This window comes from Pseudomonas sp. OVF7 (assembly GCF_030644265.1).
Taxonomy (GTDB): domain Bacteria; phylum Pseudomonadota; class Gammaproteobacteria; order Pseudomonadales; family Pseudomonadaceae; genus Aquipseudomonas; species Aquipseudomonas gorinensis.
Genome location: NZ_CP128996.1, coordinates 3547268 through 3571227, shown reverse-complemented (window position 1 = coordinate 3571227; position 23960 = coordinate 3547268). Strand labels below are relative to the sequence as shown.

The window sequence follows — 23960 nt, the reverse complement described above, 5'->3', positions numbered from 1 at the left end:
TCCACCCTATCGGCTGTTGGCTTCGCTCAGGTTGTTCTGAGTGGATGCACCAATGCCGATAATCGACGCGGAAGGCACCAGTTGGCTGATAAAGCGGTTCCAACGCGTGATATTCGCCGGCCCGACAAACACCACGTCCTGGGGCTGCACATCAAAGCGCGTGGCCAGGGCCATGGCTGAGGGTGAGGCGGCTTCCAGCTGGAACACCTTGGCCGGCTCCACATCCAGGTTCTGCGCGCCACGGATCACGTAGATGGCATCGGCGTTGGAGGTGTTCTGGTTGACCCCACCCACCGAACCCAGCACATCGGAGAGGTTCATGCTGCGGGTCTTGAAACTCAACGCACGGGGCTGCATGACTTCACCCATAACATAGATGCGCTTGCGATCGTTGTAGGCCAGGTAAAGCTGGTCACCGTCCTTGAGGTAGACCTCGTTCAAACGCGACGCTTCGAGGTTGAGCGTATCCAGGTCCAAGGTGTAGTGCTTGCCGCCACGGGTCAGGGTCAGGTTCGACAGGTCAGCATTGAGCGGGTCTATACCGGCGGCCCCCAGGGCTTCACTGACGTTCATGGGGATGGTGGTGATCGGCACCGGCCCGGCCTTGACCACTGCGCCGCTGATCACCACTTTCTGGCTGGCAAAGCGCAGCACACTGACATCCACTTGGGGGCTGTCGATGTAGCGGCGCAACTTGTCGGTGATCTCGCTGCGCAGCGCCTCAATGGAACGGCCCTTGGCAACCAATTCGCCCACATAGGGGTAAAACAGATTGCCCTCCGGGCTAACCAGTCGGCCATTAGCATCGATCTGCTGTTGCGGGCCGGACGGCGCGGTGAGTTCAGGGTGATCCCACACGGTGATATACAACGCATCATTGGCACCGATCAGATACGGGCCGGGTTTATAACTCAGTAGTTCCGCCGGGATGGCATAAGGCACTTGCGTGGCAGCGTCCATGGCCAATAACTTTGGGGTAATTGGAATTAGATCCACTCGGCTACTCTCTGCCCCGCCCGGCTCAGTCAAGGCCGCGGTGTCCATATATTGACCCGGGGCAAACATGCAGCCTTGCAATAAGACAGCGGCCACGACGGCCAGGGGAAAAATACGCATCATAGTGTTAGGACACTCGCGATAAACAACAAGAAAAAAAGACCACTTGGATGGGGGTGCCAAGCGGTCTAAAAGCGGAAGGTTTGCAACTGGCAACTAGCGACTGGTACTCGTGGTACCGGTAGTACCGGTGGTACCCGTAGTGCCGCCGCCATTGGAGCTGCCGCCGCTGTTGGACACCGCGGCAACACCCGCAATCAGGGCAGCGCCAACCAGCAGCGTTTGCCCAACTGTCACGGTACCCACCACTTGCGTATCAAGTCCCAACGGCAACTCATCGGCCAACGCAGAAGTGCTCAAGACACTGAGCACCATGATAGCCAGTGATTTTCTCATTTCAGACTCCTTATCGTCAGTGAACAGGAAAGTCGATAGTGCCACTCAACTAAACAACGCACCAGACGCGCAACTTTTAACTGACTTAGTTGAAAATAACGTTTTTCCGGTGAAGCGCCCGGTGGCCACTGCATCGGGACAATCAAAGTTATTTAAAACGTTATTAATTGTCGAAAAACATCAGGCCCTGCCGTACTTGTCTTCAAAGCGCACGATATCGTCCTCGCCCAGGTAGGAACCCGACTGCACCTCGATCAATTCCAGGGGAATCACTCCTGGGTTTTCCAAGGCATGCACCTGACCGATGGGGATGTAGGTCGACTGGTTTTCCGCCACCAGGTAAGTCTGCTCGCCATTGGTGACCCTGGCCGTACCGCTGACCACGATCCAATGCTCGGCGCGGTGGTGGTGCATCTGCACCGACAACTTGGCCCCCGGCTTCACCGTGATACGCTTGACCTGATAGCGCTGGCCGTTGTCCACCGAGTCGTACATGCCCCATGGTCGATACACCTCGCGGTGGTTGAGATGTTCATGGCGCCCGGCCTGCTTGAGCAGGTCGACGATGCCCTTGACCTGCTGCACCTGGTCCTTGTGGGCCACCAGCACCGCGTCCTTGGTCTCGACAATGATCAGGTTCTGCACCCCCACCGTGGCCACCAGCCGACTGTCAGCGTGTACGTAGGTATCGTGAGTGTCCAGGCTTAGCCCATCGCCGCGTATCACATTGCCGCTGGAGTCTTTTTCGCTGGCCTCCCACAACGCCGACCACGAGCCAATATCACTCCAGCCGGCCTGCAACGGCACCATCACCGCGTCACTGGTTTTTTCCATCACCGCGTAATCGATGGAGTCGTCGGGGCAAGCGGCAAAGGTCGCGGCATGCACGCGGGTGAAGGGTTGATCCTGGCTGCCGCCTTCCAGCGCCACGCGACAGGCCTTGAGGATGGCCGGCTGGAAGCGTTCCAGTTCCTCCAGGTAACGGCTGGCGCGGAACATGAACATGCCGCTGTTCCAGTAATACCCACCATCGGCCACATACGCGGCAGCGGTGGCGGCGTCCGGCTTCTCCACAAAGCGCTTGACCTGATAACCGCCCTCGCCCGCCGCCGCGCCTTGTTCGATATAGCCGTAGCCGGTATGGGCGCTGGTGGGCGAGATACCGAAGGTCACCAGCTTGCCGTCACGGGCAAGCGGCAGCGCCACTTCCAGGCTGGCATGAAACGCTGGGGTGTCTTCGATCAAATGGTCCGCTGCCAGCACCAGAAGGATCGGGTCCTGGTCCTCGGCCACCGCCTTGCACGCCGCCAGCGCGATGGCCGGCGCCGTGTTGCGCCCCGCCGGCTCCAACAGGATGCTGGCCTGTTCCATGCCCAACTGGCGCAACTGCTCGGCCACCAGGAAGCGGTGCTGTTCATTGCAGATCAACTGCGGCAGCGCGACGTTAGCGCCTTCCAGCCGCGTGATGGTCTGCTGCAGCATCGAAAGGTGCGCGTCGGTCAAGCGCAGGAACTGCTTGGGGTTCAGTTGCCGCGAAAGCGGCCACAGGCGCGACCCCGAACCGCCTGCCATGATCACGGGTAACAACATGAGAGCGTCCTCGGGAGAGAGAGTCAGAAATAGGCGCGAGTGTGTTCATGCACCCGCAGGCTGATGCGCAGTTCATCCTCGGACCACCAGCGGTAATGCTGGTGTTGCTCCGTGGGCGGCTGCAGGGTCTGGCCTTCCGGCAGGTCCAGGCAATAGCTGAGCACCACATAATGGGTGTCCGGCCCGGCCCCGGCGTTGGCAAACACGCTGTCGTCGTAGAAGTGCTCGAACACCCCCAACAGCCGCGCCTCAGCGCGCTCGAAGGTGTACCCCAGTTCGTCGCAGGTGATGCGCCGGAATGCGCTGTCGAGGTTTTCGTTTTTCTGGATACGCCCGCCGGGCACGAACCAGAAGCCGTAGGCCGGCCGGTTGACGCGCAAGCCCAGCAGGGCCTCGCCACGGGTATTTCTTACCACCAGGTCGATCGCCACCAGCGGCGTCGATGCCACGACCGTATTGAAGGTCGGTAAATCAAGCCACATACCCATCAGACCTGTGCCAGAAAGCGTTGCAGAATGCGTTCCTTGTCGAGGAACTCCTTGGCGTAGTTCAGCGCCACCTCGTTGCGCGCGGGCAATGCCAGTGCCCGCTCGATCCCTGTGCTCAACGCCGCGACGGATTCCGGTTCAGTCAACACCGCAATGCCGGGGTGTTCCTCGCACAGGCGGCCGAGGGTGGTGCCAGGGTCGGCGGTGATGATGGCGTGGCCGCCCACCGCCAGAATGTTGGTCAACTTGGAAGGCAGCACCGAGTCCGCCACCCCGCGCTTCTGGATCACCAGGTGCACGTCGGCCGAGGCCAGCAGCGCCGGTAAATCCTCGTAGGCCTGCAACGGCGCAAACAGCACATTGCGCAGGCCATCACGCTGCACACGCTCAAGCAAGCGCGCCTTGCCGGTGCCCTGGCCGACGATCAGGAACACCAGCTCCGGACGATCGACATGGGCCTGGGCTGCATCGAGGATCAATTCCAGGCCCTGCTTCTCGCCGATATTGCCGGAGTACAACAACACCTTTTGGCCGGGCGCCACACCCAGGCGTTGCAGCAGCCCACGACTGTGGTGCACCTGGCGAAAGCGGGCGGTTTCCGACCAATTGGGAAAGAACAGCAGGCGCTTGCTGCTCACGCCTTTGCCCCGGGCCTTGTCGAGCATGCCGCTGGAAATCGTCGAGACCCGGTCAAAGCGCCGCAACAGCCAGCGTTCAAGCCCAAACGCCAGGCGACGCATAAGGGAGCCGCCACCGAGGCCGAGGCCGAACATCGCGTCCACCTCGTAGTCCTGGATGTGCAGCACCGAGCGCGCGCCACTGAGCTTGGCCAACAATAGTGCCTGGGGCGCACAAAACAGGGTGGGCACTACCAGGATCACCAGGTCCGGTTTCCAGCGCAACTGCCCCATGACCGCAAGAAAAGAACTGGCGGAAAAGCTCATCAGGTGCAGCAACCGCGTCAGCGCACGAGGCTGGCGCGGTACATACAGCGGACAACGAATCACCTTCACACCCTCATCCTGCTCGGTGCGAAAGCGCCATGGCGAATACCCCTCGCCCACCTGCCACAGCGGGTAATACGGCGGCGCCGTCACCACCCGCACGTCATGCCCCTGGCCCGCCATCCAGCGTGCCTGTTCACCGCTGTACTTGCCGATGCCGGTGAGCTCCGGGCTGTAGTTGATGCCGTACAGGAGGATCTTCATCAGTAGCCCCGAGGCTGTTCAAGGGCCGCGAGGTAGGCGTTGTAGGCGTCACGCAGGCCCTCCTCCAGCGGCACATAGGCTTCCCAGCCGAGGGCGTTGATCCGGCTCACATCCAGCAGCTTGCGCGGTGCGCCGTCGGGCTTGCTGGCGTCAAAGCGTAACTGCCCCTTGAAGCCGGTGACCCGCACCAGCGCCTGGGCCAGTTCGGCGATGGTGCAATCCACCCCGGTGCCGACGTTCAAATGCGAACACATCGGCTGGGTCTGCTCGCGGTAACGTTCCTGGCTGAGTTCCATCACATGCACGCTGGCCGCCGCCATATCATCCACATGCAGGAACTCGCGCCGCGGCTTGCCACTGCCCCAGATCACCACTTCCTCATCGCCGCGCTGGGTTGCCTCATGGAAGCGCCGCAGCAAGGCGGCGATCACATGGCTGTTCTGCGGATGGTAGTTGTCGCCCGGCCCGTACAGGTTGGTGGGCATCACGCTGCGGTAATCGCGGCCATGCTGGCGGTTGTAGCTTTCGCACAGCTTGATCCCGGCGATCTTGGCCACCGCGTAGGGTTCGTTGGTGGGTTCCAGCGCGCCGTCCAGCAACACCGCTTCGATCATCGGTTGCGGCGCATGCACCGGGTAGATGCACGACGAGCCAAGGAACAACAGCTTTTCCACGTCATGGCTGTGGGCAGCGTGGATCACGTTGGCCTGGATCATCAGGTTCTGGTAGATGAAATCGGCTGGGTACGTCGCATTGGCGTGAATCCCGCCGACCTTGGCAGCCGCCAGGTACACCTGGTCCACACGGTGCCTGGCGAAGTACGCCTGCACCGCCGCCGGATCGAGCAGGTCCAGTTCGTCACGGCCGGCGGTGAGCAACTGCGTGTAGCCCAGGGCCCATAGGCGCCGCACGATGGCCGAACCGACCATGCCGCGATGGCCGGCCACGAAGATCCGCGCATCAAAGTCACGTGCCATGCTCAGTTCTCCACTGCAATCGGTGCGTCATGCCCGTGCAGGCGCAACAAGGCGTGGCGCTGGGCGATTTTGAGGTCTTCGCGAACCATCTCCGCGCACATTTCCTGGGCGCTGATTTCCGGCACCCAGCCGAGCAGGCGCTTGGCCTTGGACGGGTCGCCCAACAGCGTCTCGACTTCCGCCGGGCGGAAGTAACGCGGGTCGACGCGCACAATCACATCGCCCACCAGGATACCCGGCGCCAGATCGCCGTCGATCTGCTCGACCACCGCCACCTCTTCCACGCCCTCGCCAACAAAGCGCAAATGCAGGCCCAGTTCCGCCGCAGACCAGCGAATAAAGTCGCGCACCGAATACTGCACCCCGGTGGCGATCACAAAATCCTCGGGGTGTTCCTGTTGCAGCATCATCCACTGCATGCGCACGTAGTCCTTGGCGTGGCCCCAGTCGCGCAGTGCATCCATGTTGCCCATGTACAGGCATTGTTCCAGGCCCAGGGCGATGTTGCTCAGGGCGCGGGTGATCTTGCGGGTCACGAAGGTTTCGCCGCGCCGCGGCGACTCGTGGTTGAACAGGATGCCGTTGCAGGCATACAGCCCGTAAGCCTCGCGGAAATTCACGGTGATCCAGTAGGCGTAGAGCTTAGCGACCGCATAGGGCGAGCGCGGGTAGAACGGCGTGGTTTCCTTTTGCGGGGTTTCCTGCACCAGCCCGTACAGCTCGGAGGTGGACGCCTGGTAGAAGCGGGTCTTCTTTTCCAGGCCCAACAGGCGGATCGCCTCAAGGATGCGCAAGGCACCCAGGGCATCCACATCGGCGGTGTATTCCGGCGAATCGAAGCTCACCGCCACGTGGGATTGGGCGCCGAGGTTGTAGATTTCGTCGGGCTGGATCTGCTGGATGATGCGCGTCAGGTTCGACGAATCCGCCAGGTCGCCATAGTGCAGGATCAGGTTCTTACGCAGGGCCTGCGGGTCCTGGTAAATATGATCGATGCGCTGGGTATTGAACGACGAAGAACGTCGCTTGAGGCCGTGCACGGTATAGCCTTTTTCCAGCAGCAGTTCTGCCAGGTACGAGCCATCCTGACCGGTGATCCCGGTGATAAGCGCGACTTTATTCATGTCTGTCTCCCAATTGATAGGCGAGCGAAGGCCGACACCCAGACTTGGGTGTTTGTTAAAAACGCTCAGTTACTTCGGTGTGGGCAGGTTCAAGTTATGTCCGGTCAACTTTGATAGTTCCCGGACAATGGCTTCCTTATCGTTTAAGTGCGCAATCGCGGTTTCCAGTTCGAGCACTTTGGCGCCCACCAGAAAGCGGTACCAATAGCCCTGGAGCAGGTGATAGACCAGACCACTGCGGCCATCGAGAAACCCCAGCTGGATGATGTAGCGCCACAGGAAATACGCGGTAGAACTCAGGGTGAATGGCACGCGGTTATATAGGCGGTTTTTCACAAGGCGCTTCGCCCTGGCCTGGAACGAACTCTGCCCGGCATGCAAGTCGTCACGTATTTCAAACAGCCCCAGCCGTGCATTCAGCACTTCAATCGCTTCACGGGTGGCATAGCCGTTGTGCTTGTGGGTGAAGAAGGTCAAGTCATGCAAATTGTGGTCGGCAAAACCGCCTTCCAGCGTGATGGTGCGGCCCTCGGCCACCGAGATGTGCTCGTCCATCCAACGGTCTTCGATACGGCCTTTCCCGGTACGCCACAACCGCAGCATCTTCAACGGATAGCGGCCGCCATGACGCACCCAGCGCCCCATGAAAATATGCTTGCGCTTGAAGTTGATGCCGGTGATGTCACTGGTCAGTGTGGGCAGCCGGGTATTGATGGCGGCGGCCAGGTCCGCCTCGATGATCTCGTCGGCGTCCAGACGCATCGTCCAGTTGCCGGTGATCGGCAAATGGTCCAATGCCCACTGGAACTGCTTGGCCTGGTTGACGAACGCATGCTGCACCACTAGCGCACCGTGGAGCCGGGCGATGTCACAGGTGTCGTCGCTGGAGAACGAATCCACCACCAGCACTTCATCGCTGAAGGCACGCGCCGACTCGATGGCTCGGGCGATGTGAAGGCTTTCGTTATAGGTGAGGATGATTACGGTGATGGTTTCACGCGTCATGGCATCACCTCGTGCAAGTGTTGTGTGCGGTGGCCGATTTGCCGGGCGGGATGCCCGGCGTGGACGGTCCACGGCTGCGCAATGCTCTTGATCACCAGGGTGCGGGCGCCCACTACCACGCCATCGGCAATACAGACTCCAAGGGTGACGAACGCGTCGGCGCACACCCACACATGCTCCCCCAGCACAATGGGCTTTGCGTACAACTGAAAGTTTCGACTGTTGTAGTCGTGAGAACCGCCGCACAAATGAGCGCCCTGGGAAATGACGCTGTAGCGTCCGATGGAAATCATGGCCATGTTGTAAAGATTGGTGCCATCGGCAATACCAACATGATCACCGAGTTCAAGATTCCAGGGTGCCCACACTTTCGCGCGCGGATAAACATGTACACCTTTGCCCAGGCGTGCGCCGAACAGTCTCAGTAAGAAGGCTCTCCAGGCATGAAACGGGCGCGGACTGGGCCGAAACAGCAACACGTACACCATATTCCAGAGTTGGCGACGCACCCTGTGCACGAACGAAAACGAGGGCGAGTGATGGGGGTCATTGCCTTGAAGAATCATGGGAGGCACTCCCGCACGATCTCCAACAGACGCTGAGCCCCACGTCGAATATGAAAGCGCTCGGCGAAGCACGCTTGGGCTCGCCCGGACATTTGACCGTAGCCGGGCAAGTCGAGTCGCAACCAGCGTTGCAGGTTTTGCACGGCGCCAGCAGCAGTGTCTTCGCTGACAAACCCTACGGCGTCCTTTTCGATTTCACGCCAGATATTGACCTTGTTACTGATCAGCACCGGTTTGCCACAGGCCAGCGCCTCCGCCACGACTACGCCGAAATTTTCCTGATGTGAAGGCAGGCAAAATACCTCGGCCGCATAGAACGCCCCCCACTTTGCCTCCCCCTGCAACATGCCAGGCCACGTCACTCGATGAGCCACTCCCAAGTCCAAGGCTTGGGTCTTCAACGCCTGTACCCAGCCCCCTTGATCAGGGCCGGCCATGACCAGATGCAAACGCTCATCTTGCCCTGCGACCTGGGCAAATGCCTGCAGCAGTTGGTCGCAACCTTTCTTTTCATGGATACGACTCAAGAACAGGATCACCCGTTTGCCCTTCAACTCCGGGTGGTCATTGACGAAAGCCTGAGCCAATCGTGCATCGTCCGACGGCGGGCTGGCGGTACCGTAAGCCGTTATCGTTTCATTAGCCCGGTATAACCAGAACGACTCACGCGCACGGATTTTCTCTTCTTCACTGGTAAATACCACGCGCTTCGCATCCCTCAGCACCCGGTACTCACCCCACGGCCAATACAACCATTTCTTCAAATGCTTGAGTGGATAAGCGTGCTTAAACCAGGGATCAAGCATCCCGTGGGTATACACAATGTAGGGTCGGCCCAACTTGTTCAGCACCTGGCGAGCGACGAAACCGTGGTACTGCCATAGTCCATTGATGATGAAAAAGTCATAGTGCCGTGCGTGCTGTTCAAGCCACTGCCGAATGTTTGCGTTCAAACCGTAGCCAAATCGGCTCGGCCCCATGAAGTGCACCGTTCCCGGATAGTCGACAGCGAAATCCGCATCCAGCGTCAATACATCAACACGATGCCCGTCCTGAACGAGGACCTTGTCAATTTCCCGAGCGGCATTAATAGGACCGCCATTTTCCGGTTTAACCGAAGAGATGATTCTTAATAACTTCAAGTGCTGTCCGCTCATCCGTTGAATAGATTCAGGTCTTCTTACAAGTAGCAAGATCCAGGTAGACGGCGTTCACGCCTGACGATCAGGTATTGGCCCTGCCTTGAATAAAGTCGGCAATATGAAATTCGCACACTGACAAACAACCCACTGTTATCTCAGGGACCGCACTGAATACGCTTTCCTGCCACCGCGCCACATCAAAGAGTGCCGTGTTGGCACGCCAGGTGATTATTAACTATTAGTGAATAGTTAAAGCCTGCTAACGCCCGCCAGCGGCAAACTGAATACCTGCTCTCCTAGCAGGAAATTCATCAGCAAAACAACCCTCTCACTTCCCTCCATTGTCAGAAAGATCGCCTTCAACTCGGCAAAGGGGCCTTCATTAATACGCACTGTTTCCCCGGGAGTAAGGCATGCCGCTACGGGAGCATCGCTATTGCGCTCGTAAAGCTGCGCAATCAACACATCACGGACCGGCAGCGGCTTACCACCAAATGCCACAACTCGTAATACTCCACGGGTCGAACGCAGAGGCCCCCAATTGTCGTTTGAACTGACTTGGATAAATAAATAGCTGGGAAAGAGAGATTCACAAACCACCCTTCGTTGCCCTTTTAGAATCCGCTCACGCCGATGCGTGGGACGAAAACAGGTATAGCCTTGTTCGATCAGATTATTTTCAGCTCGCTCATCCTGATTCGCCTTGCATTGGACCAAATACCAGGCAGTGGAACCACCGTCCTCACTCTGGATAATCGGAATGCTTGTCGCGTCATGTGCCAACACTTTCAGCCTCCAACTAAGCAAGGTTAACGGACTTCCTGCACACTAACGTCAAAAACAACTAACTCACTTTATACCGAGCGACGCCCAAAAAAGCCATGAATGTTATTTTTTGTCAGTTGGAAACTGAAGTGTTATTTTTTGTCGAACTTTAAAAGCTGGCGAACTTCGAACAATATGGCATTAAGTACACAGGTGATATTTAGGGTTGCTGTTACGGCGCATTCAACGTTAAGCTTCTCAACGTGAATCCCTCTAAGCAAATTATTCAACTGACGCTTAAACCTTACAATACCCCTCAGCATTCTCGAATGGGTTAGTTCACCTGAGCACTTGTCTACGCGCCAAGGAGGTTGCCGTGTTTAAAAAAATTCTGGTCGTCTGCATCGGCAACATATGTCGCAGTCCTACTGCAGAAGTTTTGTTACGTGAAGCCCTCGCTCGCTCCGACATCGAAGTTAGCTCGGCTGGCCTCGCCGCCCTGGACGATAACCCTATCGAGCCTACTGCGCGAATGGTCCTTGAGGAACACGGCTACGTGCCCACTGCGCACAAAGCCAGTCAACTGACCTCAGAATCGGTATGTGGGTCGGACATTATCCTGGTAATGGAGCAAGGCCATATCAAGGGTGTTTTGAACATCGCCCCCGAAGCACGGGGAAAAGTCTTCTTGCTGGGTAAATGGCAAGACAACCGCGAAATCAGAGACCCCTACCGTCAAGGGAAACCTGCTTTTGTACATGCTTATACGTTGATAGAAGAAGCCGTACAGGCATGGGCACAGCGTCTCGCACGCTGAGTGTCATTCACCACATAGTCATCAGGGCCGATAAACTAACTTATGCAACAGTCAACCGTAGTGAATGCGCAGGATTATGACGATGACGAGATTGATCTTCTCGGCATGTTCGGAACGATGATAGATCACAAATGGTTGATTATGGCAATTACCGTGATCTTTATGATCGTGGGCATTGCGTATGCGCTGTTGGCCTCGCCCATCTATCAGGCGAATGCGCTGGTTCAAGTTGAGTCCAAAAAGAATGACTTGCTCGGGTTCTCGGATGTCAGCAGTATGCTGGGTAAAGAATCTCCTTCTACCACCGAGATCGAACTGATCAGGTCGCGTGCAATTATTGGCGAGACGGTCGATAAACTACAACTTGATATTGTCATCGTGCCGAACTACTTCCCTGTGGTAGGTGAGTTCATTTCTCGCCGTTTCAAAGGGACGGCTCAGGGCGAGGTCGCCAGCCCGTGGCTGGGTATGAACAGCTTCGCGTGGGGCGGAGAGTCTCTTAAGGTGTCTCAACTCAACCTGCCGGAAAGTCTACTCGGTAAAAAACTGACCCTCGTCGCCGGCGACAGTGGGGATTACGTACTGCTCGACGAAGACGGCAATCTGTTGGTGGAGGGCGAGAGGGGGCAAGCAGTCAATCAGCGGGGGATTAAACTTCAAATTGATGAACTGCGCGCGAATCCAGGAACGAAGTTCAGCGTTGTCCGCAACCCTCGTCTGAACAGCATTTTGGAATATCAAGACGCCTTGGATGTGCTTGAACGCGGGAAAGAATCAGGCATTCTCAATCTTTCACTGGAAAGTAAAGACGCGAGAAAATCGGTAAAGATACTAAATACCATTGCTGAGCTTTATGTACGCCAAAACGTGCAACGCACCTCGGCAGAGGCTGCTCAAAGCCTGGACTTTTTGAGAGAAAAGCTCCCAGAGATCAAAAAAGATCTGGAGAAAGCCGGGAATGCGCTGAACCAATACCAGACACGTAACAAGTCCGTGGACATCAGTCTGGAAACCAAGTCGATCCTTGAGCAGATGGTCAATTTGGATACCAACATATCCAACATGAAACTCCAGCAAGCGGAGATGGATAGAAAGTTTACCCCTGAACACCCCGCTTACCGCGCTCTTTTGACGCAGATCGGTGAGTTGACCGAAAAACAAAAGATGCTGGAGAGAAAAGTTACCAGCCTACCCGCCACCCAGCAGGAATTACTCAGCCTCACTCGCGATGTTGAGGTTGGCACTGAGGTCTACACACAGCTGTTGAATAAATCCCAGGAACTTGACGTCATGCGGGCGGGCACCGTCGGAAACGTGCGCTTGATCGATACTGCGGATGTGAATATTCAGAAGCCCGTCAAACCCAAGAAATTCTTGATCGTACTGGGCGCTACCCTATTCGGCGGTTTCTTCGCTGTGGCCCTGGTGTTATTTCGAAAAACATTGAACAAAGGGTTGGAAAACCCGGATGCGATCGAGCAATTAGGCTTGCCAGTGTATGCCTCTATTCCCTACAGCGTGTTGCAGGAATCCGAGGAAGCAAAGACCCATCGAGGTCAGGGCCTTTACAAGGCTGCCGCTTTGCTCACCCTGTCTCATCCTACCGACCTGGCGATTGAAGCGCTGCGCAGTCTGCGCACCAGCCTGCACTTTGCAATGCTGGAAGCACCTAACAACCGTTTGATGATCTCCGGTCCCAGCCCGCTGGTGGGGAAAACGTTTGTCTCGGCAAACCTCGCCGCGGTGATCGCGCAGTCAGGGCAGAGGGTCTTGTTGATCGATGTGGATATGCGAAAAGGCTATTTGCATAAAGTGTTGGGAACGCCGGCAGAAAATGGGCTGTCCGACTTGCTGGTTAAACGCTGTGATCTCATCACCGCCATACACAAAACGGATATCGAAAACTTCGATATCATCGGACGAGGGCAAATCCCTCCCAATCCGTCGGAACTGTTGATGCACTTCAACTTCAGTGAGTTGTTAGATCAAGTCAGTGCCCTTTACGACCTCGTAATTCTTGATACACCGCCACTATTGGCAGTGACAGACGCCGCCATTGTTGGACGCCAGGCCGGTACCAGCTTGATTGTTACGCGCTTTGGCATGAGCCCGGCCCGTGAAATTGAATTGACTATGCGTCGTTTCTCTCAAAATGGCATACACCTGAAAGGTGCCATCTTTAACGGAGTTGAAAGACGAGCGTCGGCAGCTTATGGTTATTCAAACTACGGCTACTATCACTATGACTATAAGTCCGACAAGGCTTAAAGCGCCACCCACTGCAGGTGATTCTATTTTTCCAGTTTCACCGTGTATTCAGTAAGCGCCTACTGAGCCTCTATCGGCTTGGATGCAATTAACTAATCAATCGATATCGCTCTCAGGGACTAGCAGAACATCCTGGGGCGGTAGCGTGCCAAACACATTAACTTTTCGCACTTAAATACTTCCATAGAGAATCGACATGAAAGTCACCGTTTTCGGCATTGGTTACGTAGGGTTGGTCCAAGGCGCGGTCCTGGCCGAAGTCGGTCACGAGGTCGTCTGCGTTGATATTGATGCTGATAAGGTCCAACAACTCAAGCAGGGGCACGTACCGATCTACGAGCCGGGCTTGGAAACCTTGGTAAAAGAAAATTACGCAGCGGGTCGTCTCACTTTCACCACAGATGCAGCCTCAGCCGTGAAACATGGTGATGTGCAGTTTATTGCCGTTGGGACGCCACCGGATGAAGATGGATCGGCCGATTTGAAGTACGTGCTCGGCGTCGCCGAAACAATCGCCCAGTACATGGAAAGCCATAAGACAATCATTGACAAATCCACCGTGCCCGTAGGAACGGCCGACAAGGTCAATAGGCGTATCGTGGAAGTCCTTGCTCAGCGAGGACGTGAAGAACTGACATTCGAGGTCGTGTCAAATCCCGAGTTTCTCAAGGAAGGCTCCGCAGTCGCAGACTGTATGCGCCCTGACCGCATTGTCATCGGCACTGACAGTGCATATGCCGAGGAGGTCATACGTGAACTGTATGCACCGTTCAACCGCAACCATGAAAAAATTATTGTCATGGATGTACGGAGTGCCGAACTCACGAAATACGCGGCCAATTGCATGCTTGCCACCAAAATTAGCTTTATGAACGAAATGGCTAACCTTGCGGCGATGCTCGGCGCGGACATCGAGATGGTTCGCCAAGGCATAGGTGCTGATCCCCGTATCGGCTACCACTTCATCTACCCTGGTGTCGGTTACGGCGGATCGTGCTTTCCGAAAGATGTACAAGCGCTGATTCGCACAGCCAGCAGCGTCAATTTCGATGCCAGCATCTTGAAAGCAGTTGAACACCGGAATAATGAACAAAAAACCCTCCAGTTCAAACAAATCCATAAGCATTTTTCGGGTGATCTGGTGGGTAAGACATTCGCTGTCTGGGGCCTGAGTTTCAAGCCCAACACTGATGATATGCGTGAGGCCCCCAGCCGAGTACTTATTGAAGCGCTATGGGACGCGGGAGCCAAGGTTAGTGTCTACGATCCGGAAGCCATGGAAGAAACCCAGCGTATCTATGGCGTCCGTGACGATCTGAATTTGTGTGGCACCAAGGAAACGGCACTGAAAGATGCAGAGGCACTGGTGATTGTTACCGACTGGCCAGCGTTCAAAGCACCGGACTTCGAGTTCATCAAACAGCAGCTCCACCAGCCCGTGATTTTCGATGGTCGTAACTTGTATGAGCCCGCACGAATGAAAAAGAAAGGCATCACTCATTACTCCATCGGGCGATAAGTAAATCAGGCCTACAGCCCCCTCGAACGATCGAATTCACCATTGACACAAGCCCCCTGCCCCACCCAAACCAGAGATCTTATGCTGTGCGTCTAGATAATCGACTTCGAAGGCTGGTCAAGAATATTTTTGGGTCCGCGGCCGCCCGATTATTTAATCTGTTGATTGTAATGGCTCTTATCCCGCTCACTATTAACGCGCTGAGCGTGGTTGATTATGCATTTCTGTCAATGGCGATATCGTTATCAGTACTGTCCGCCTACGCAGACTTTGGTATTGGCTTGGCCATTGTCAACACCCTTGCGGGAGAGAGCAAAGATTCAGTGTCCGAAGGCTCACGCAAAGCGGTTTCGGTGGTCTGGTTTACATTACTGACGATTGCATGCGTGGCCCTGATCGTGACGGGCGGGTTAGCACTGTGGGTCTACCACTACGCGCCCATCGCTGACATTGCACGCTATCAGGCGATGTTGTTGGGTTCCGCCTGCGTCTTCGTGGGTTTGCCATCAGGGCTCATCCAACGGATTTTGTTCGCACGTCACCGTACGACGGAGGCTAATGCCTGGACCACCAGTGGACGCCTGCTGTCCCTGCTGTTTGTATGGGCTGTGGTAGAGAGCGGAGCCGCAAACTTGTCACTGCTCGTCTTCGGGGTGATTGGCGTACCGGTGATCATTGGCTGGGTTTCAGTGCTGGTGGTATTTCGTAGAAGCAGCATGAAACTGTTGGTGCCTCGATTTAAATATTATGACCACACCCTTTTAAAACCTTACTTGATAACGGGGCTGTCATTTTTGATTCTGCAGGTCGTTCCGTACGCGGAAGTAGGCATAAATACCTTACTGGCCGGCAGTTTGATCGGCATCGACATCGTCCCCTCGCTGGACGTGTACACCCGGCTGTATACCTATGTACCCGCCCTCGTCTCCATTGCGCTATTTCCCCTCTGGCCAGAAATTGCCAACGCAAAAGCGGAAGGGAATGGCGCCTGGATTCTAAAGATCACCCGCTGGGCTTATTACCTTACAGGGACGCTGGCGTTCATCATCAGCTTGGTTCTTTTGCTCTTCGGGGAACGACTGGTCAACGTGTGGACCCACCAAAACCTGACACTTCCTTCCCCCGTGCTGACCGGCATGGCGGTGTTCGCAGTACTCACGTGCATAGGCACTGTACAGTCGATGGTATTAAACGGTGCGGGTGTCATCAAGCAGCAGGTACAGCTCTACATCGTGTACTTATTCATTTTATTCACGGCAAAAGTATTAGCCACCTCTACACTGGGATTAGTCGGAATGATCTGGTCATTGAATGCTTGCCAGGTACTCAGGCTGGTGGTCGGAGGAAGCCTTCTCAGAAGCCACATCAAACTGACGCTCCCGAAAAATTTGCAGACAACCTGTCCTTAGCTAATAAAAAATCGCGATCGGGCTTCTCTAAAGTGGATCAACGCTCGTCGGCTTATTTATTAGATAGTGAGCGTAAACAAACTCACGACACCTTTTTCAATGGACAGCCTCGCGCAACTACCGCGCCACCTTATTGTGACTGGGACTATTCGCATGCCCGATCTTTATCCTCTACCAGGTCGACCCACGGTGCTACCTTCGCTTAAAAAAACTATCGACCTGAACAGATCTCGACTGAAAATGGCACTCCGTTTGACGCCATTATTCATCGGTTTTTTCTCCAGCCAGAAATTGTCCTTCGGCGGTGAGATTTATGCAGGAGAGATCCTTGCGCTCATTTATCTGGCGTTGAACCTGGGCCGGCTTAAGCTGGGAAAGGGTATTGGCACACTTGTTGTATTCGGTATGATTTGGACCATTTGCCAATTTATTTCCGATCAAGTCAATCAATCCGAAACCGTAGACTCGGTTAAAGGTATTGGCGCGCCCGTTATCTTTCTGTGTACGTTCGTGGCCTTATCGACATATTTTGATCGTGACATCCGGCGCATGCCATCTTTTTTAATCGGTGCCTATCTCGGCGCTATCCCTCAATTTATTTTATTTCCCAGTGAGTACTTCCTGGGCAATGCTTGGAAATGGGGGATAGGGCAACTGGTCATCGCACTCTTTGCCACGATTTACACTTTTTTCATTGCGCGGAAAAAAAATGCCCATCTCATCCTGTTGATATCGATTTTTTCAATCTTCAGTTTTTTTAACGATTCACGCAGCATGGCCATTTTTCCACTTCTCGCGGTCACCGCTTATACACTGCTCAGTCGAAAACGTCTTGCAGCAGCCCTCAACAGTATGAAAGGATCATTTGCCGCGACTAAAATGCTTTTTTTTATTTTTGCATTCCTTCTATTAATCAATGCCGTCTTTACCTCGATTTTTTCATCAGACTGGTTCCTGGATAAACTGCCCGAAGAGTCGGCGAAGAAATTTCAGATTCAGGCCAGTGGTGAATATGGCGCTCTGCTCGGGGGGCGCAGTGAAATGCTTGTGTCTGTGGGTGCTTTCCTCGACAAACCCTTATTGGGGCATGGCTCATGGGCAAAAGACACAGGGGGTTATCAGGACAAACTGACCGCGCTTAAATTTGCATTGGGCTATTCGGAAAAAGACGAAGCAAACTACAACACGGATCTCATACCGGTTCATTCCTACCTCATGGGTGGACTGGTCTGGGCTGGCGTTGGCGGTGGTCTTTTCTGGATAGTCATGAGTCGCTGGTTATTAATCGAGTTTATTAAAAACTTCAGATTTCTCGGATTTTATTTCTATAACGGCATCATAGAGTTGTTCTGGAATATTATGTTCTCACCCTTTGGTGCGAGTGCACGGTGGAGTACAGTCATATTCATTGCTGCGCTCTACTGCTACTCAAGACACCTGTCAAAGCACGGAAAACCACATTGAAAATCTCAATTGTCACCATTTCATTTAACCAGGCTGACTATCTAAAAAAATGCATAGACTCAGTCCTGTCACAACATTTCAACGACCTCGAATATATTGTCGTTGACCCTGGCAGCACTGACGGTAGTCGAGAAATAATCGAGTCGTATGGGGATCGATTAATTAAGGTTTTCGAAAAAGATACTGGCGCCGCCGACGGCCTTAACAAAGGATTTTCACGCGCCACTGGCGATATTTTCGGCTTTATCAACTCCGACGATGAGTTGCTTCCTGAGGCGTTGGAAAAAGTCGCTGAAGCTTTCCGGACAAACACTCAAACCAGCGTTATTTCTGGTTGTGGTTACTTTGTTGATGCCTCTGGCGCGTTTATAAAATCAATTACGCCATCGAAATTTACGGCTTGGCGATACGCGTATGGCGCAGTTTCAGTCTTTCAACAAGGCACTTTTTTTCGTAGCGAATGGTTTAGAAAGGTAGGCGGCTTCAATACCGAAAATCGTACATGCTGGGATGGCGAACTGTTTTTAGAGATGGCCCTGGCAGGCGCCAGTTTCAACACCATGGGTGAAGACTTGGCTATTTTTCGCTTGCATGACGCCTCCATCACTGGGAGCGGGCGCCTGAATGAATTGTATGCGAGGGACGCTGATCGTCTTTTCCGCTCAGCGCTCAAACGGCCACGGTCCGAACGAGACCGTTACATTGCGATTCTGGCAAGGCTGCGCAAATGGCTTCTTGAGCCTTCATGGCTGATACGACGTATAGCCCGACTCCGATAGTTGCAGGATAACTTGATATGCATACCGATTCCCCCGCCCTTCGAAGACTGGTTATCTGGGAGCCGTCACTGTCCCCGCACAAGGCAGATTTCTTCACGGCACTGGCACGCTTGAACCCTCAACTGGAGTTGATTTGCTGTGCCGATAAAGAACTCTCTGAGAGTCGTCGCGCGCTCGGCTGGAGTGTTCCTGACCCAATAGGCTACACAACACTCGTTGCCCCCAATCTCCAAACTATCGAATCGTTAGTGGCAGAGTCCGTTTCAAGTTCGCTGCACATCTTTTCAGGGATAAGGTGGGTTCCAACGATCCTCAAAGGACTGACATCCATTAAAGCCAATAAAGCGCGCTATGCCATTATGTCTGAACCACGCGTCGCCTCAGGCTGGTCTGGTGCATTGCGGTGGCTGCAGTCCTGGGGCGAGGAACGCTATCACCGTCGCCACGCTGCGTTCATCCTGGCCATCGGTCGTAATGGACCACCGTGGTTTACATCGATTGGCTATCCTGCGGAAAAAGTCATTCCATTTGCTTACTTCATATCCCCTCCGATCGTGAAGTCCCATATACCGCCGCCTACCGAAAAACTCCGCATCGGCTACTTGGGACGTTTGGTGAAGTCAAAAGGTATATTTGATGTGGTGGACGCGCTGGCACAATTGAACGGCCGCGTAACGTTCGATATTGCCGGTGGCGGCCCCGAAGCAGAAGCAATGAAAGCCCACTGTATTTCAGCCGGCGTCGAAGCGACATTCCGGGGCGTATTGCCCATGAGCGAAATTAATTGTTTTTTCCGTCAGATCGATGTCCTGATATTAGCCTCTACCACGTCCGATGACGGGTGGGGTGTTGTTGTCAGCGAAGCCCTCATGTGCGGGGTCGCCGTTGTGGCCACCACAACCGTCGGCGCCTCGATAGTCCTGGACCGAAGTCTCTTTGGTCGCTGCGTTCCACCCAATAACCCTACTGCGATTGCCGATGCCATTGAACAGCTAAGAGACACAGGCGAACTAAAACCTGCCAAGAGAACGCTACGCACTACAACGGCAGTGAACATTCTCTCAGCGTATGCGGGTGCTGAATATCTCATGCAGGTGATTTCATGGAGTGACGGTCACGGTGCTCGACCGCAGGCTTTTTACCAGAAACATGACAAATGCAGTTAGTGGCCCCCCTCTCTCCTCAGTCGAGGACTCTTAACGTTCCGCCAGGTAATAACGGGCTAAAAACCTCAACCAACACGTGATAAAAACTCAATCCAGCCTGTTAGTTTTTGTCGAATTAAAACCGTCGCCGGCGATCAGGACTATGCGTATCGTCGCCACATCCACCGACTATAAGTGCATCGTTTCGCCTCGTGAAATTGGGCACACGATCAAGACCCATTAATGATCGAGCAGACAGTATGAACAATGCTTTTTTGATCGTTACTGCATATAGTATTTCCCTGCTTTTTTTAAGCGTGTCCTTTGCGCGTCTCAACCTCTTGACCGAGCATACCTTCTTGAGGTCTTCGCCCATTGATGCCCTTCGCGGACTGCTGGCCACGTCTGTGGTTTGTCATCATTTTGTTGTGACCTACCACTGGAAGGTCAGTGGGGTTTGGGAGCGTCCACAAAGTGCCATTTTAAATAATATGGGGGTGGTGCCAGTTTCGCTTTTCTTCATGATAACCGGCTTTCTATTTTTTGGAAAAATATACCAAAAAAATCCGCAGTGGAACCTTCTACTGAGGTCAAGAATTCAAAGAGTGATGCCACTTTATATATTTGTCGTCCTCATGGTCTTTGTCATTAGTCTTATGAAAACCGGTTTTGTTTTTGATGCCGACACCAAGGGACTCATAAAAGGCCTGGTGAGCTGGGGGCTTTTTGTCGGTTCGTCTTTTAATGGGTCGCCAGACAGCGTTCATATGACATCCGGCGCGCATTGGACACTCCGATATGAATGGCTTTTTTATTTATCTCTTCCCGCAGTGGCTGCTATTTTCAATAGGCGCTGGTACGGCAAATATCTCGCCTTATCAGTAACGGTAATGATAGTGGCGATCCCAGGCATTTACCTCGGCTTGGTAGTTCCTAAATTAGCCCTGCTATTCTTTATTGGTTTTATTCCCGCAATCATAAATATAAATTTTCCGGCGTTTTCGTCGTTTGCCAAATCGAGGACGGCGTCTGTTGTGGTTTTAGCTTTTATCGCCTCTGGGATGTTTATTGACCAAGGATATTCTATTTTCCAGATGCTGCTACTGGGTATCCCCTTCATCATGATTGCCCTTGGCAATACTCTCTTTGGTGTACTGGAAAGCAAGGGGCTCAAGACCCTGGGCGAAGTGAGCTATAGTATCTACCTGATTCACGGACTGATTCTTTATATGCTGTTTTCAGTATTTAACGTATTTTCCTTCGAGAAGGGCAGCGCACTTCAATATATCGCATCATTACCGATTGTACTTGCGCTGGTCTCAGCTGTTTCCGTTTTGACTTTTTCCGCGATAGAAAAGCCATTTATCTTTGTAAGGGATAAAAAGCTCACAGCACTCCCCTGATGCGATCAGTTTATTGACTGGCTGTATGGACCTTCCTGCAAGTTGGGCGCGACAGCAAAATTGGCTGCTGACGTGCCCCAAACAACTATTGGCCACCCCTTCATGATCAGCGATTACTCATGCTCTGGGCCCTTTCGGTGGAGCCTGGGCTTATTGAACAACGCAACGGAGTACCCTCATGAAAAGTCCAAAGTTATTGGTAGAGCGCATCGGCCTATTTCCTTCTTCAGGGAATATACATATCGAGGTGAATAACTCGACCCGTGTCCTCGAACGCATGCAGGTGCTGTACGCCGACCACTCCCTGGACAGCGATGACTCCGGCGCCGGGCTGTCCATGGTTTTCGCCGACTGGCGTTTCAAGCTGCAGGTCAGTGATGCACTGTCGGTGTGCCTGTGCGTGGAAAGCCGTGGCGACAGCCAGTTCATGCAGGTCAAGACCGATGAGTTGCTGGCTAATATCTCCGGCACCGAGGAGCGGCCATGAACCTGTGGGAGGACCTGCGCCGTAGCCATGCCCTGAGAAAACTCACGGGCATTTTCGAAGGGCTTGTGGAGCCAGCAGTCGGCGCTCAGTACCAGCAGAACACCCGGGCAATAGGCTACTGGCTGGACCAGTTGCAAGGCAGCTCACCCCAGCAAATCACCCATGCGCTGCTCAAGCAGATGCAGGGTGCACAACGTCGGGGCGATATGCGGCAGTTCAATGCGCAAACGGTGCTGCTGGAACTGATGGTGGAGAGCAACCGCGCCCTGGACCTGGCGACCTATTCGGCCTTGCCACGCGCGGCGCCCAGACGCCAGGCCGGTTCCTGATGGGCTTGTTCGGCCCCTGAAAGGCTCACGGCAACGCGGTTGAGCAGCAACTCCGCGTTATATTTGGGCACCAGCGCACAGGCCAGCAAAAACACCAGCCCACCGCTCATGAACGAGGGGGATACCTTGACGTTGGCGGTATCAATACGCCAGAGAAAGGCAATCGCGGCGACGGCGCCCAGTGCGGCACCGGCCAGGGCTTCATTCAGTGGGTGTATATAGGGAGCGACACAATAAGCACTGAACCCGATACTTAGCGTGAGCGCCACACACGCCGCCGGCCAGCGCCACGCCAAATTGAACTGGCGCGCCAACATACTTGTTGCCACCGTCACCATTAAACAGGTGTTCATGGCATGGCCGCTTATTACTGCAATGTCCACGTGCTGGAAAGATAAACCCCACCCTTTGAACATTAACTTACTAGCCGCCACAATCGAATAAGTCACACCGACCGTCATGACCCACGCCCGAAGCGCCCAAGGGGAGGAATACCTTAACCAGACAGCAATCACCACCGCGGCCGGAATCATGACGGTGATACCGCCATATTGCGCAAGTTCTGCCCGCATCAATGCTCAACCTTCGAGGTGCCGTTTTCGGCGCCCATCAGACCTTAGCCCTGGGCAAAATACAACGTTATCTAACGTCAGCCTTACGCACAAAATGCAATTTACTGATCAAACAACTAAACTATGATTCTATATTTTAATAATTAGAATAGAACCAAACGGCATTTTACACAGGCTTTGGCTGGCCCTACCGTGTATGAGCATAACCGACCCCCTGCCCGGTGGAGGTGTTAACCCCGTACTCGACAAGGACAGACCATGAGCATTGAATTCATCGGCTATATCGGTGGCCATCACGCATCCGAGATCCACCCGCGCAGCGGCCCGACCCTGCAACCGGACTACGTGGAGACCGTGGCCCGGGCTCACGAAGAGGCCGGCTTCGACCGCGCCCTGGTGGCCTTCCACTCCAACAGCCCGGACAGCACGCTGATCGCCTCCCATGCGGCCAGCGTGACGAAAAAACTGCAATTCCTGATTGCCCACCGCCCCGGCTTTGCCCAACCGACCCTGGCTGCGCGCCAGTTCGCCACCCTGGATGTGTTCAACGGCGGGCGTACCGCCGTGCATATCATCACCGGGGGTGACGACCGCGAACTGCGCGCCGACGGCAGCCATCTCGGCAAGGACGAACGCTACGCGCGTACGGACGAATACCTGAGCGTGGTGCGCCAGGAATGGACCAGCGAACAGCCCTTCGACTTCGCCGGCACTTACTACCAGGTGGAGGGCGCGCACTCTGCGGTGAAGTCACCGCAACAGCCGCATATCCCACTGTACTTTGGCGGCTCCTCCAAGGCCGCGATTGAAGTGGCAGGCAAGCATGCCGATGTGTACGCGCTGTGGGGCGAGACCTATGAGCAAGTGCGCGAAATCGTGACCCAGGTGCGGGCTGAAGCGGCCAGGCACGGGCGCACGATTCGCTTCAGCCTGTCGTTGCGGCCGATCCTCGCCGAGACCGAGGAACTGGCGTGGGCGCGGGCCGAGAGCATCTTGCAGCAGGCGACGGCGCTGGCGCAGAAGAACGGTTTTGTGCGGCGTGAACCGCCAAACGAAGGTTCACGCCGCTTGCTCGCGGCGGCGGCGCAGGGGGCGCGACTGGATAAGCGTTTGTGGACCGGGATTGCTGGGTTGCTGGGGGCACAAGGTAACTCCACCTCGTTGGTGGGCACCGCTGAGCAAGTTGCGGAGGCCTTGGTAGATTATTACGACCTCGGCATCACCACCTTCCTGATTCGTGGGTTTGATCCGCTCAACGATGCGATCGACTATGGCAAGCGGTTGATCCCCCTCACCCGCCAGCTGATTGCTGAACGCGAGCAGAAAGTCGCCTGACAACCACTACAAAACCAAGGTGGGAGGGGCGGTGCGACGATTCGACTTGCCCCCCGATAGCAGTGGGTCAGTAACAGATGAGCTGACTGATACACCGCCATCGGGGGCAAGTCGAA

At 54.8% G+C, this 23960-nt stretch carries 23 protein-coding genes; 11 read left to right on the top strand and 12 right to left on the bottom strand.

The genetic code is table 11. From position 1 onward, the window contains the following. Positions 1–6 precede the first annotated feature (6 nt). The 11 genes from QU606_RS16375 to rfaH form a co-directional block, all read right to left on the bottom strand. On the bottom strand, positions 7–1119 hold the full coding sequence (locus QU606_RS16375; RefSeq protein ID WP_304998596.1) for a polysaccharide biosynthesis/export family protein: 1113 nt from the start codon (positions 1117–1119) through the stop codon (positions 7–9). 93 nt (positions 1120–1212) lie between these two features. Further along, complete coding sequence (locus QU606_RS16370; protein WP_024074912.1) at positions 1213–1452, bottom strand: hypothetical protein; 240 nt, start codon at positions 1450–1452, stop codon at positions 1213–1215. A gap of 180 nt (positions 1453–1632) precedes the next feature. Beyond that, positions 1633–3042, bottom strand: a complete 1410-nt coding sequence (locus QU606_RS16365) for a mannose-1-phosphate guanylyltransferase/mannose-6-phosphate isomerase (RefSeq protein WP_304998595.1) — start codon at positions 3040–3042, stop codon at positions 1633–1635. A gap of 23 nt (positions 3043–3065) precedes the next feature. After that, a complete protein-coding gene (locus tag QU606_RS16360; RefSeq protein ID WP_041161167.1) occupies positions 3066–3524 on the bottom strand; it encodes a GDP-mannose mannosyl hydrolase in 459 nt (152 codons plus the stop codon). A gap of 5 nt (positions 3525–3529) precedes the next feature. After that, positions 3530–4738 carry a glycosyltransferase WbuB gene (locus QU606_RS16355; RefSeq protein WP_304998594.1) on the bottom strand — a complete coding sequence of 403 codons (1209 nt, stop codon included), beginning with the start codon at positions 4736–4738 and terminating at the stop codon, positions 3530–3532. Beyond that, positions 4738–5715, bottom strand: coding sequence for a GDP-L-fucose synthase (locus QU606_RS16350; protein ID WP_102624863.1), 978 nt, complete (start codon positions 5713–5715; stop codon positions 4738–4740). The genes QU606_RS16355 and QU606_RS16350 overlap by 1 nt, the downstream gene beginning before the upstream one ends. A 2-nt stretch (positions 5716–5717) precedes the next feature. Beyond that, positions 5718–6839 (bottom strand): GDP-mannose 4,6-dehydratase, encoded by a 1122-nt coding sequence (gene gmd, locus QU606_RS16345; protein WP_024074907.1) that lies wholly within the window; start codon positions 6837–6839, stop codon positions 5718–5720. A 69-nt stretch (positions 6840–6908) separates the two neighbouring features. After that, positions 6909–7844 carry a glycosyltransferase family 2 protein gene (locus QU606_RS16340; protein ID WP_024074906.1) on the bottom strand — a complete coding sequence of 312 codons (936 nt, stop codon included), beginning with the start codon at positions 7842–7844 and terminating at the stop codon, positions 6909–6911. Continuing rightward, the gene (locus tag QU606_RS16335; protein WP_041160909.1) at positions 7841–8410 is read right to left on the bottom strand and encodes an acetyltransferase; all 570 of its coding nucleotides are present in this window, start codon (positions 8408–8410) and stop codon (positions 7841–7843) included. The genes QU606_RS16340 and QU606_RS16335 overlap by 4 nt, the downstream gene beginning before the upstream one ends. Then, on the bottom strand, positions 8407–9552 hold the full coding sequence (locus tag QU606_RS16330) for a glycosyltransferase (RefSeq protein ID WP_041161166.1): 1146 nt from the start codon (positions 9550–9552) through the stop codon (positions 8407–8409). Before QU606_RS16330 ends, QU606_RS16335 begins: the two co-directional genes overlap by 4 nt. Positions 9553–9801: 249 nt before the next feature. Then, positions 9802–10335 (bottom strand): transcription/translation regulatory transformer protein RfaH, encoded by a 534-nt coding sequence (gene rfaH / locus QU606_RS16325; protein WP_304998625.1) that lies wholly within the window; start codon positions 10333–10335, stop codon positions 9802–9804. A gap of 358 nt (positions 10336–10693) precedes the next feature. Between rfaH and QU606_RS16320 the strand changes: the two genes are divergently transcribed. The 10 genes from QU606_RS16320 to QU606_RS16275 all read left to right on the top strand — a co-directional run bounded on the left by QU606_RS16320 (position 10694) and on the right by QU606_RS16275 (position 21937). Then, a complete protein-coding gene (locus tag QU606_RS16320) occupies positions 10694–11134 on the top strand; it encodes a low molecular weight protein-tyrosine-phosphatase (protein WP_024074902.1) in 441 nt (146 codons plus the stop codon). Positions 11135–11176: 42 nt separating this feature from the next. Then, the gene (locus tag QU606_RS16315; RefSeq protein ID WP_102624864.1) at positions 11177–13402 is read left to right on the top strand and encodes a polysaccharide biosynthesis tyrosine autokinase; all 2226 of its coding nucleotides are present in this window, start codon (positions 11177–11179) and stop codon (positions 13400–13402) included. A gap of 196 nt (positions 13403–13598) precedes the next feature. After that, positions 13599–14921, top strand: a complete 1323-nt coding sequence (locus tag QU606_RS16310) for a UDP-glucose/GDP-mannose dehydrogenase family protein (RefSeq protein WP_024074900.1) — start codon at positions 13599–13601, stop codon at positions 14919–14921. 170 nt (positions 14922–15091) lie between these two features. Next, positions 15092–16330, top strand: a complete 1239-nt coding sequence (locus QU606_RS16305) for a hypothetical protein (protein WP_024074899.1) — start codon at positions 15092–15094, stop codon at positions 16328–16330. A gap of 153 nt (positions 16331–16483) precedes the next feature. Continuing rightward, the gene (locus QU606_RS16300) at positions 16484–17794 is read left to right on the top strand and encodes a hypothetical protein (RefSeq protein WP_304998593.1); all 1311 of its coding nucleotides are present in this window, start codon (positions 16484–16486) and stop codon (positions 17792–17794) included. Continuing rightward, positions 17791–18573, top strand: a complete 783-nt coding sequence (locus QU606_RS16295; RefSeq protein ID WP_024074897.1) for a glycosyltransferase family 2 protein — start codon at positions 17791–17793, stop codon at positions 18571–18573. Before QU606_RS16300 ends, QU606_RS16295 begins: the two co-directional genes overlap by 4 nt. A gap of 17 nt (positions 18574–18590) precedes the next feature. Beyond that, positions 18591–19739, top strand: coding sequence for a glycosyltransferase family 4 protein (locus QU606_RS16290; RefSeq protein ID WP_024074896.1), 1149 nt, complete (start codon positions 18591–18593; stop codon positions 19737–19739). A gap of 239 nt (positions 19740–19978) precedes the next feature. Further along, on the top strand, positions 19979–21121 hold the full coding sequence (locus QU606_RS16285) for an acyltransferase (RefSeq protein ID WP_304998592.1): 1143 nt from the start codon (positions 19979–19981) through the stop codon (positions 21119–21121). Between the two features lie 178 nt (positions 21122–21299). Next, positions 21300–21608, top strand: coding sequence for a hypothetical protein (locus QU606_RS16280; protein ID WP_024074894.1), 309 nt, complete (start codon positions 21300–21302; stop codon positions 21606–21608). Beyond that, positions 21605–21937, top strand: a complete 333-nt coding sequence (locus tag QU606_RS16275; protein WP_024074893.1) for a hypothetical protein — start codon at positions 21605–21607, stop codon at positions 21935–21937. The genes QU606_RS16280 and QU606_RS16275 overlap by 4 nt, the downstream gene beginning before the upstream one ends. Here the strand turns inward: QU606_RS16275 and QU606_RS16270 are convergent. Beyond that, the gene (locus QU606_RS16270; RefSeq protein ID WP_370531101.1) at positions 21889–22509 is read right to left on the bottom strand and encodes a hypothetical protein; all 621 of its coding nucleotides are present in this window, start codon (positions 22507–22509) and stop codon (positions 21889–21891) included. The genes QU606_RS16275 and QU606_RS16270 overlap by 49 nt on opposite strands. 258 nt (positions 22510–22767) lie before the next feature. Here QU606_RS16270 and QU606_RS16265 point away from each other — a divergent pair, with 258 nt between their 5' ends. Further along, on the top strand, positions 22768–23844 hold the full coding sequence (locus QU606_RS16265) for an LLM class flavin-dependent oxidoreductase (RefSeq protein WP_168233562.1): 1077 nt from the start codon (positions 22768–22770) through the stop codon (positions 23842–23844). Positions 23845–23960: the final 116 nt, after the last annotated feature.

Bases quoted from the DNA above. Each gene is read 5' to 3' on its own strand.
- QU606_RS16375 (WP_304998596.1), bottom strand. From the start codon at position 1,119: ATGATGCGTATTTTTCCCCTGGCCGTCGTGGCCGCTGTCTTATTGCAA.
- QU606_RS16370 (WP_024074912.1), bottom strand. From the start codon at position 1,452: ATGAGAAAATCACTGGCTATCATGGTGCTCAGTGTCTTGAGCACTTCT.
- QU606_RS16365 (WP_304998595.1), bottom strand. From the start codon at position 3,042: ATGTTGTTACCCGTGATCATGGCAGGCGGTTCGGGGTCGCGCCTGTGG.
- QU606_RS16360 (WP_041161167.1), bottom strand. From the start codon at position 3,524: ATGTGGCTTGATTTACCGACCTTCAATACGGTCGTGGCATCGACGCCG.
- QU606_RS16355 (WP_304998594.1), bottom strand. From the start codon at position 4,738: ATGAAGATCCTCCTGTACGGCATCAACTACAGCCCGGAGCTCACCGGC.
- QU606_RS16350 (WP_102624863.1), bottom strand. From the start codon at position 5,715: ATGGCACGTGACTTTGATGCGCGGATCTTCGTGGCCGGCCATCGCGGC.
- gmd (WP_024074907.1), bottom strand. From the start codon at position 6,839: ATGAATAAAGTCGCGCTTATCACCGGGATCACCGGTCAGGATGGCTCG.
- QU606_RS16340 (WP_024074906.1), bottom strand. From the start codon at position 7,844: ATGACGCGTGAAACCATCACCGTAATCATCCTCACCTATAACGAAAGC.
- QU606_RS16335 (WP_041160909.1), bottom strand. From the start codon at position 8,410: ATGATTCTTCAAGGCAATGACCCCCATCACTCGCCCTCGTTTTCGTTC.
- QU606_RS16315 (WP_102624864.1), top strand. From the start codon at position 11,177: ATGCAACAGTCAACCGTAGTGAATGCGCAGGATTATGACGATGACGAG.
- QU606_RS16310 (WP_024074900.1), top strand. From the start codon at position 13,599: ATGAAAGTCACCGTTTTCGGCATTGGTTACGTAGGGTTGGTCCAAGGC.
- QU606_RS16305 (WP_024074899.1), top strand. From the start codon at position 15,092: ATGGCTCTTATCCCGCTCACTATTAACGCGCTGAGCGTGGTTGATTAT.
- QU606_RS16300 (WP_304998593.1), top strand. From the start codon at position 16,484: ATGCCCGATCTTTATCCTCTACCAGGTCGACCCACGGTGCTACCTTCG.
- QU606_RS16290 (WP_024074896.1), top strand. From the start codon at position 18,591: ATGCATACCGATTCCCCCGCCCTTCGAAGACTGGTTATCTGGGAGCCG.
- QU606_RS16285 (WP_304998592.1), top strand. From the start codon at position 19,979: ATGAACAATGCTTTTTTGATCGTTACTGCATATAGTATTTCCCTGCTT.
- QU606_RS16280 (WP_024074894.1), top strand. From the start codon at position 21,300: ATGAAAAGTCCAAAGTTATTGGTAGAGCGCATCGGCCTATTTCCTTCT.
- QU606_RS16275 (WP_024074893.1), top strand. From the start codon at position 21,605: ATGAACCTGTGGGAGGACCTGCGCCGTAGCCATGCCCTGAGAAAACTC.
- QU606_RS16270 (WP_370531101.1), bottom strand. From the start codon at position 22,509: ATGCGGGCAGAACTTGCGCAATATGGCGGTATCACCGTCATGATTCCG.
- QU606_RS16265 (WP_168233562.1), top strand. From the start codon at position 22,768: ATGAGCATTGAATTCATCGGCTATATCGGTGGCCATCACGCATCCGAG.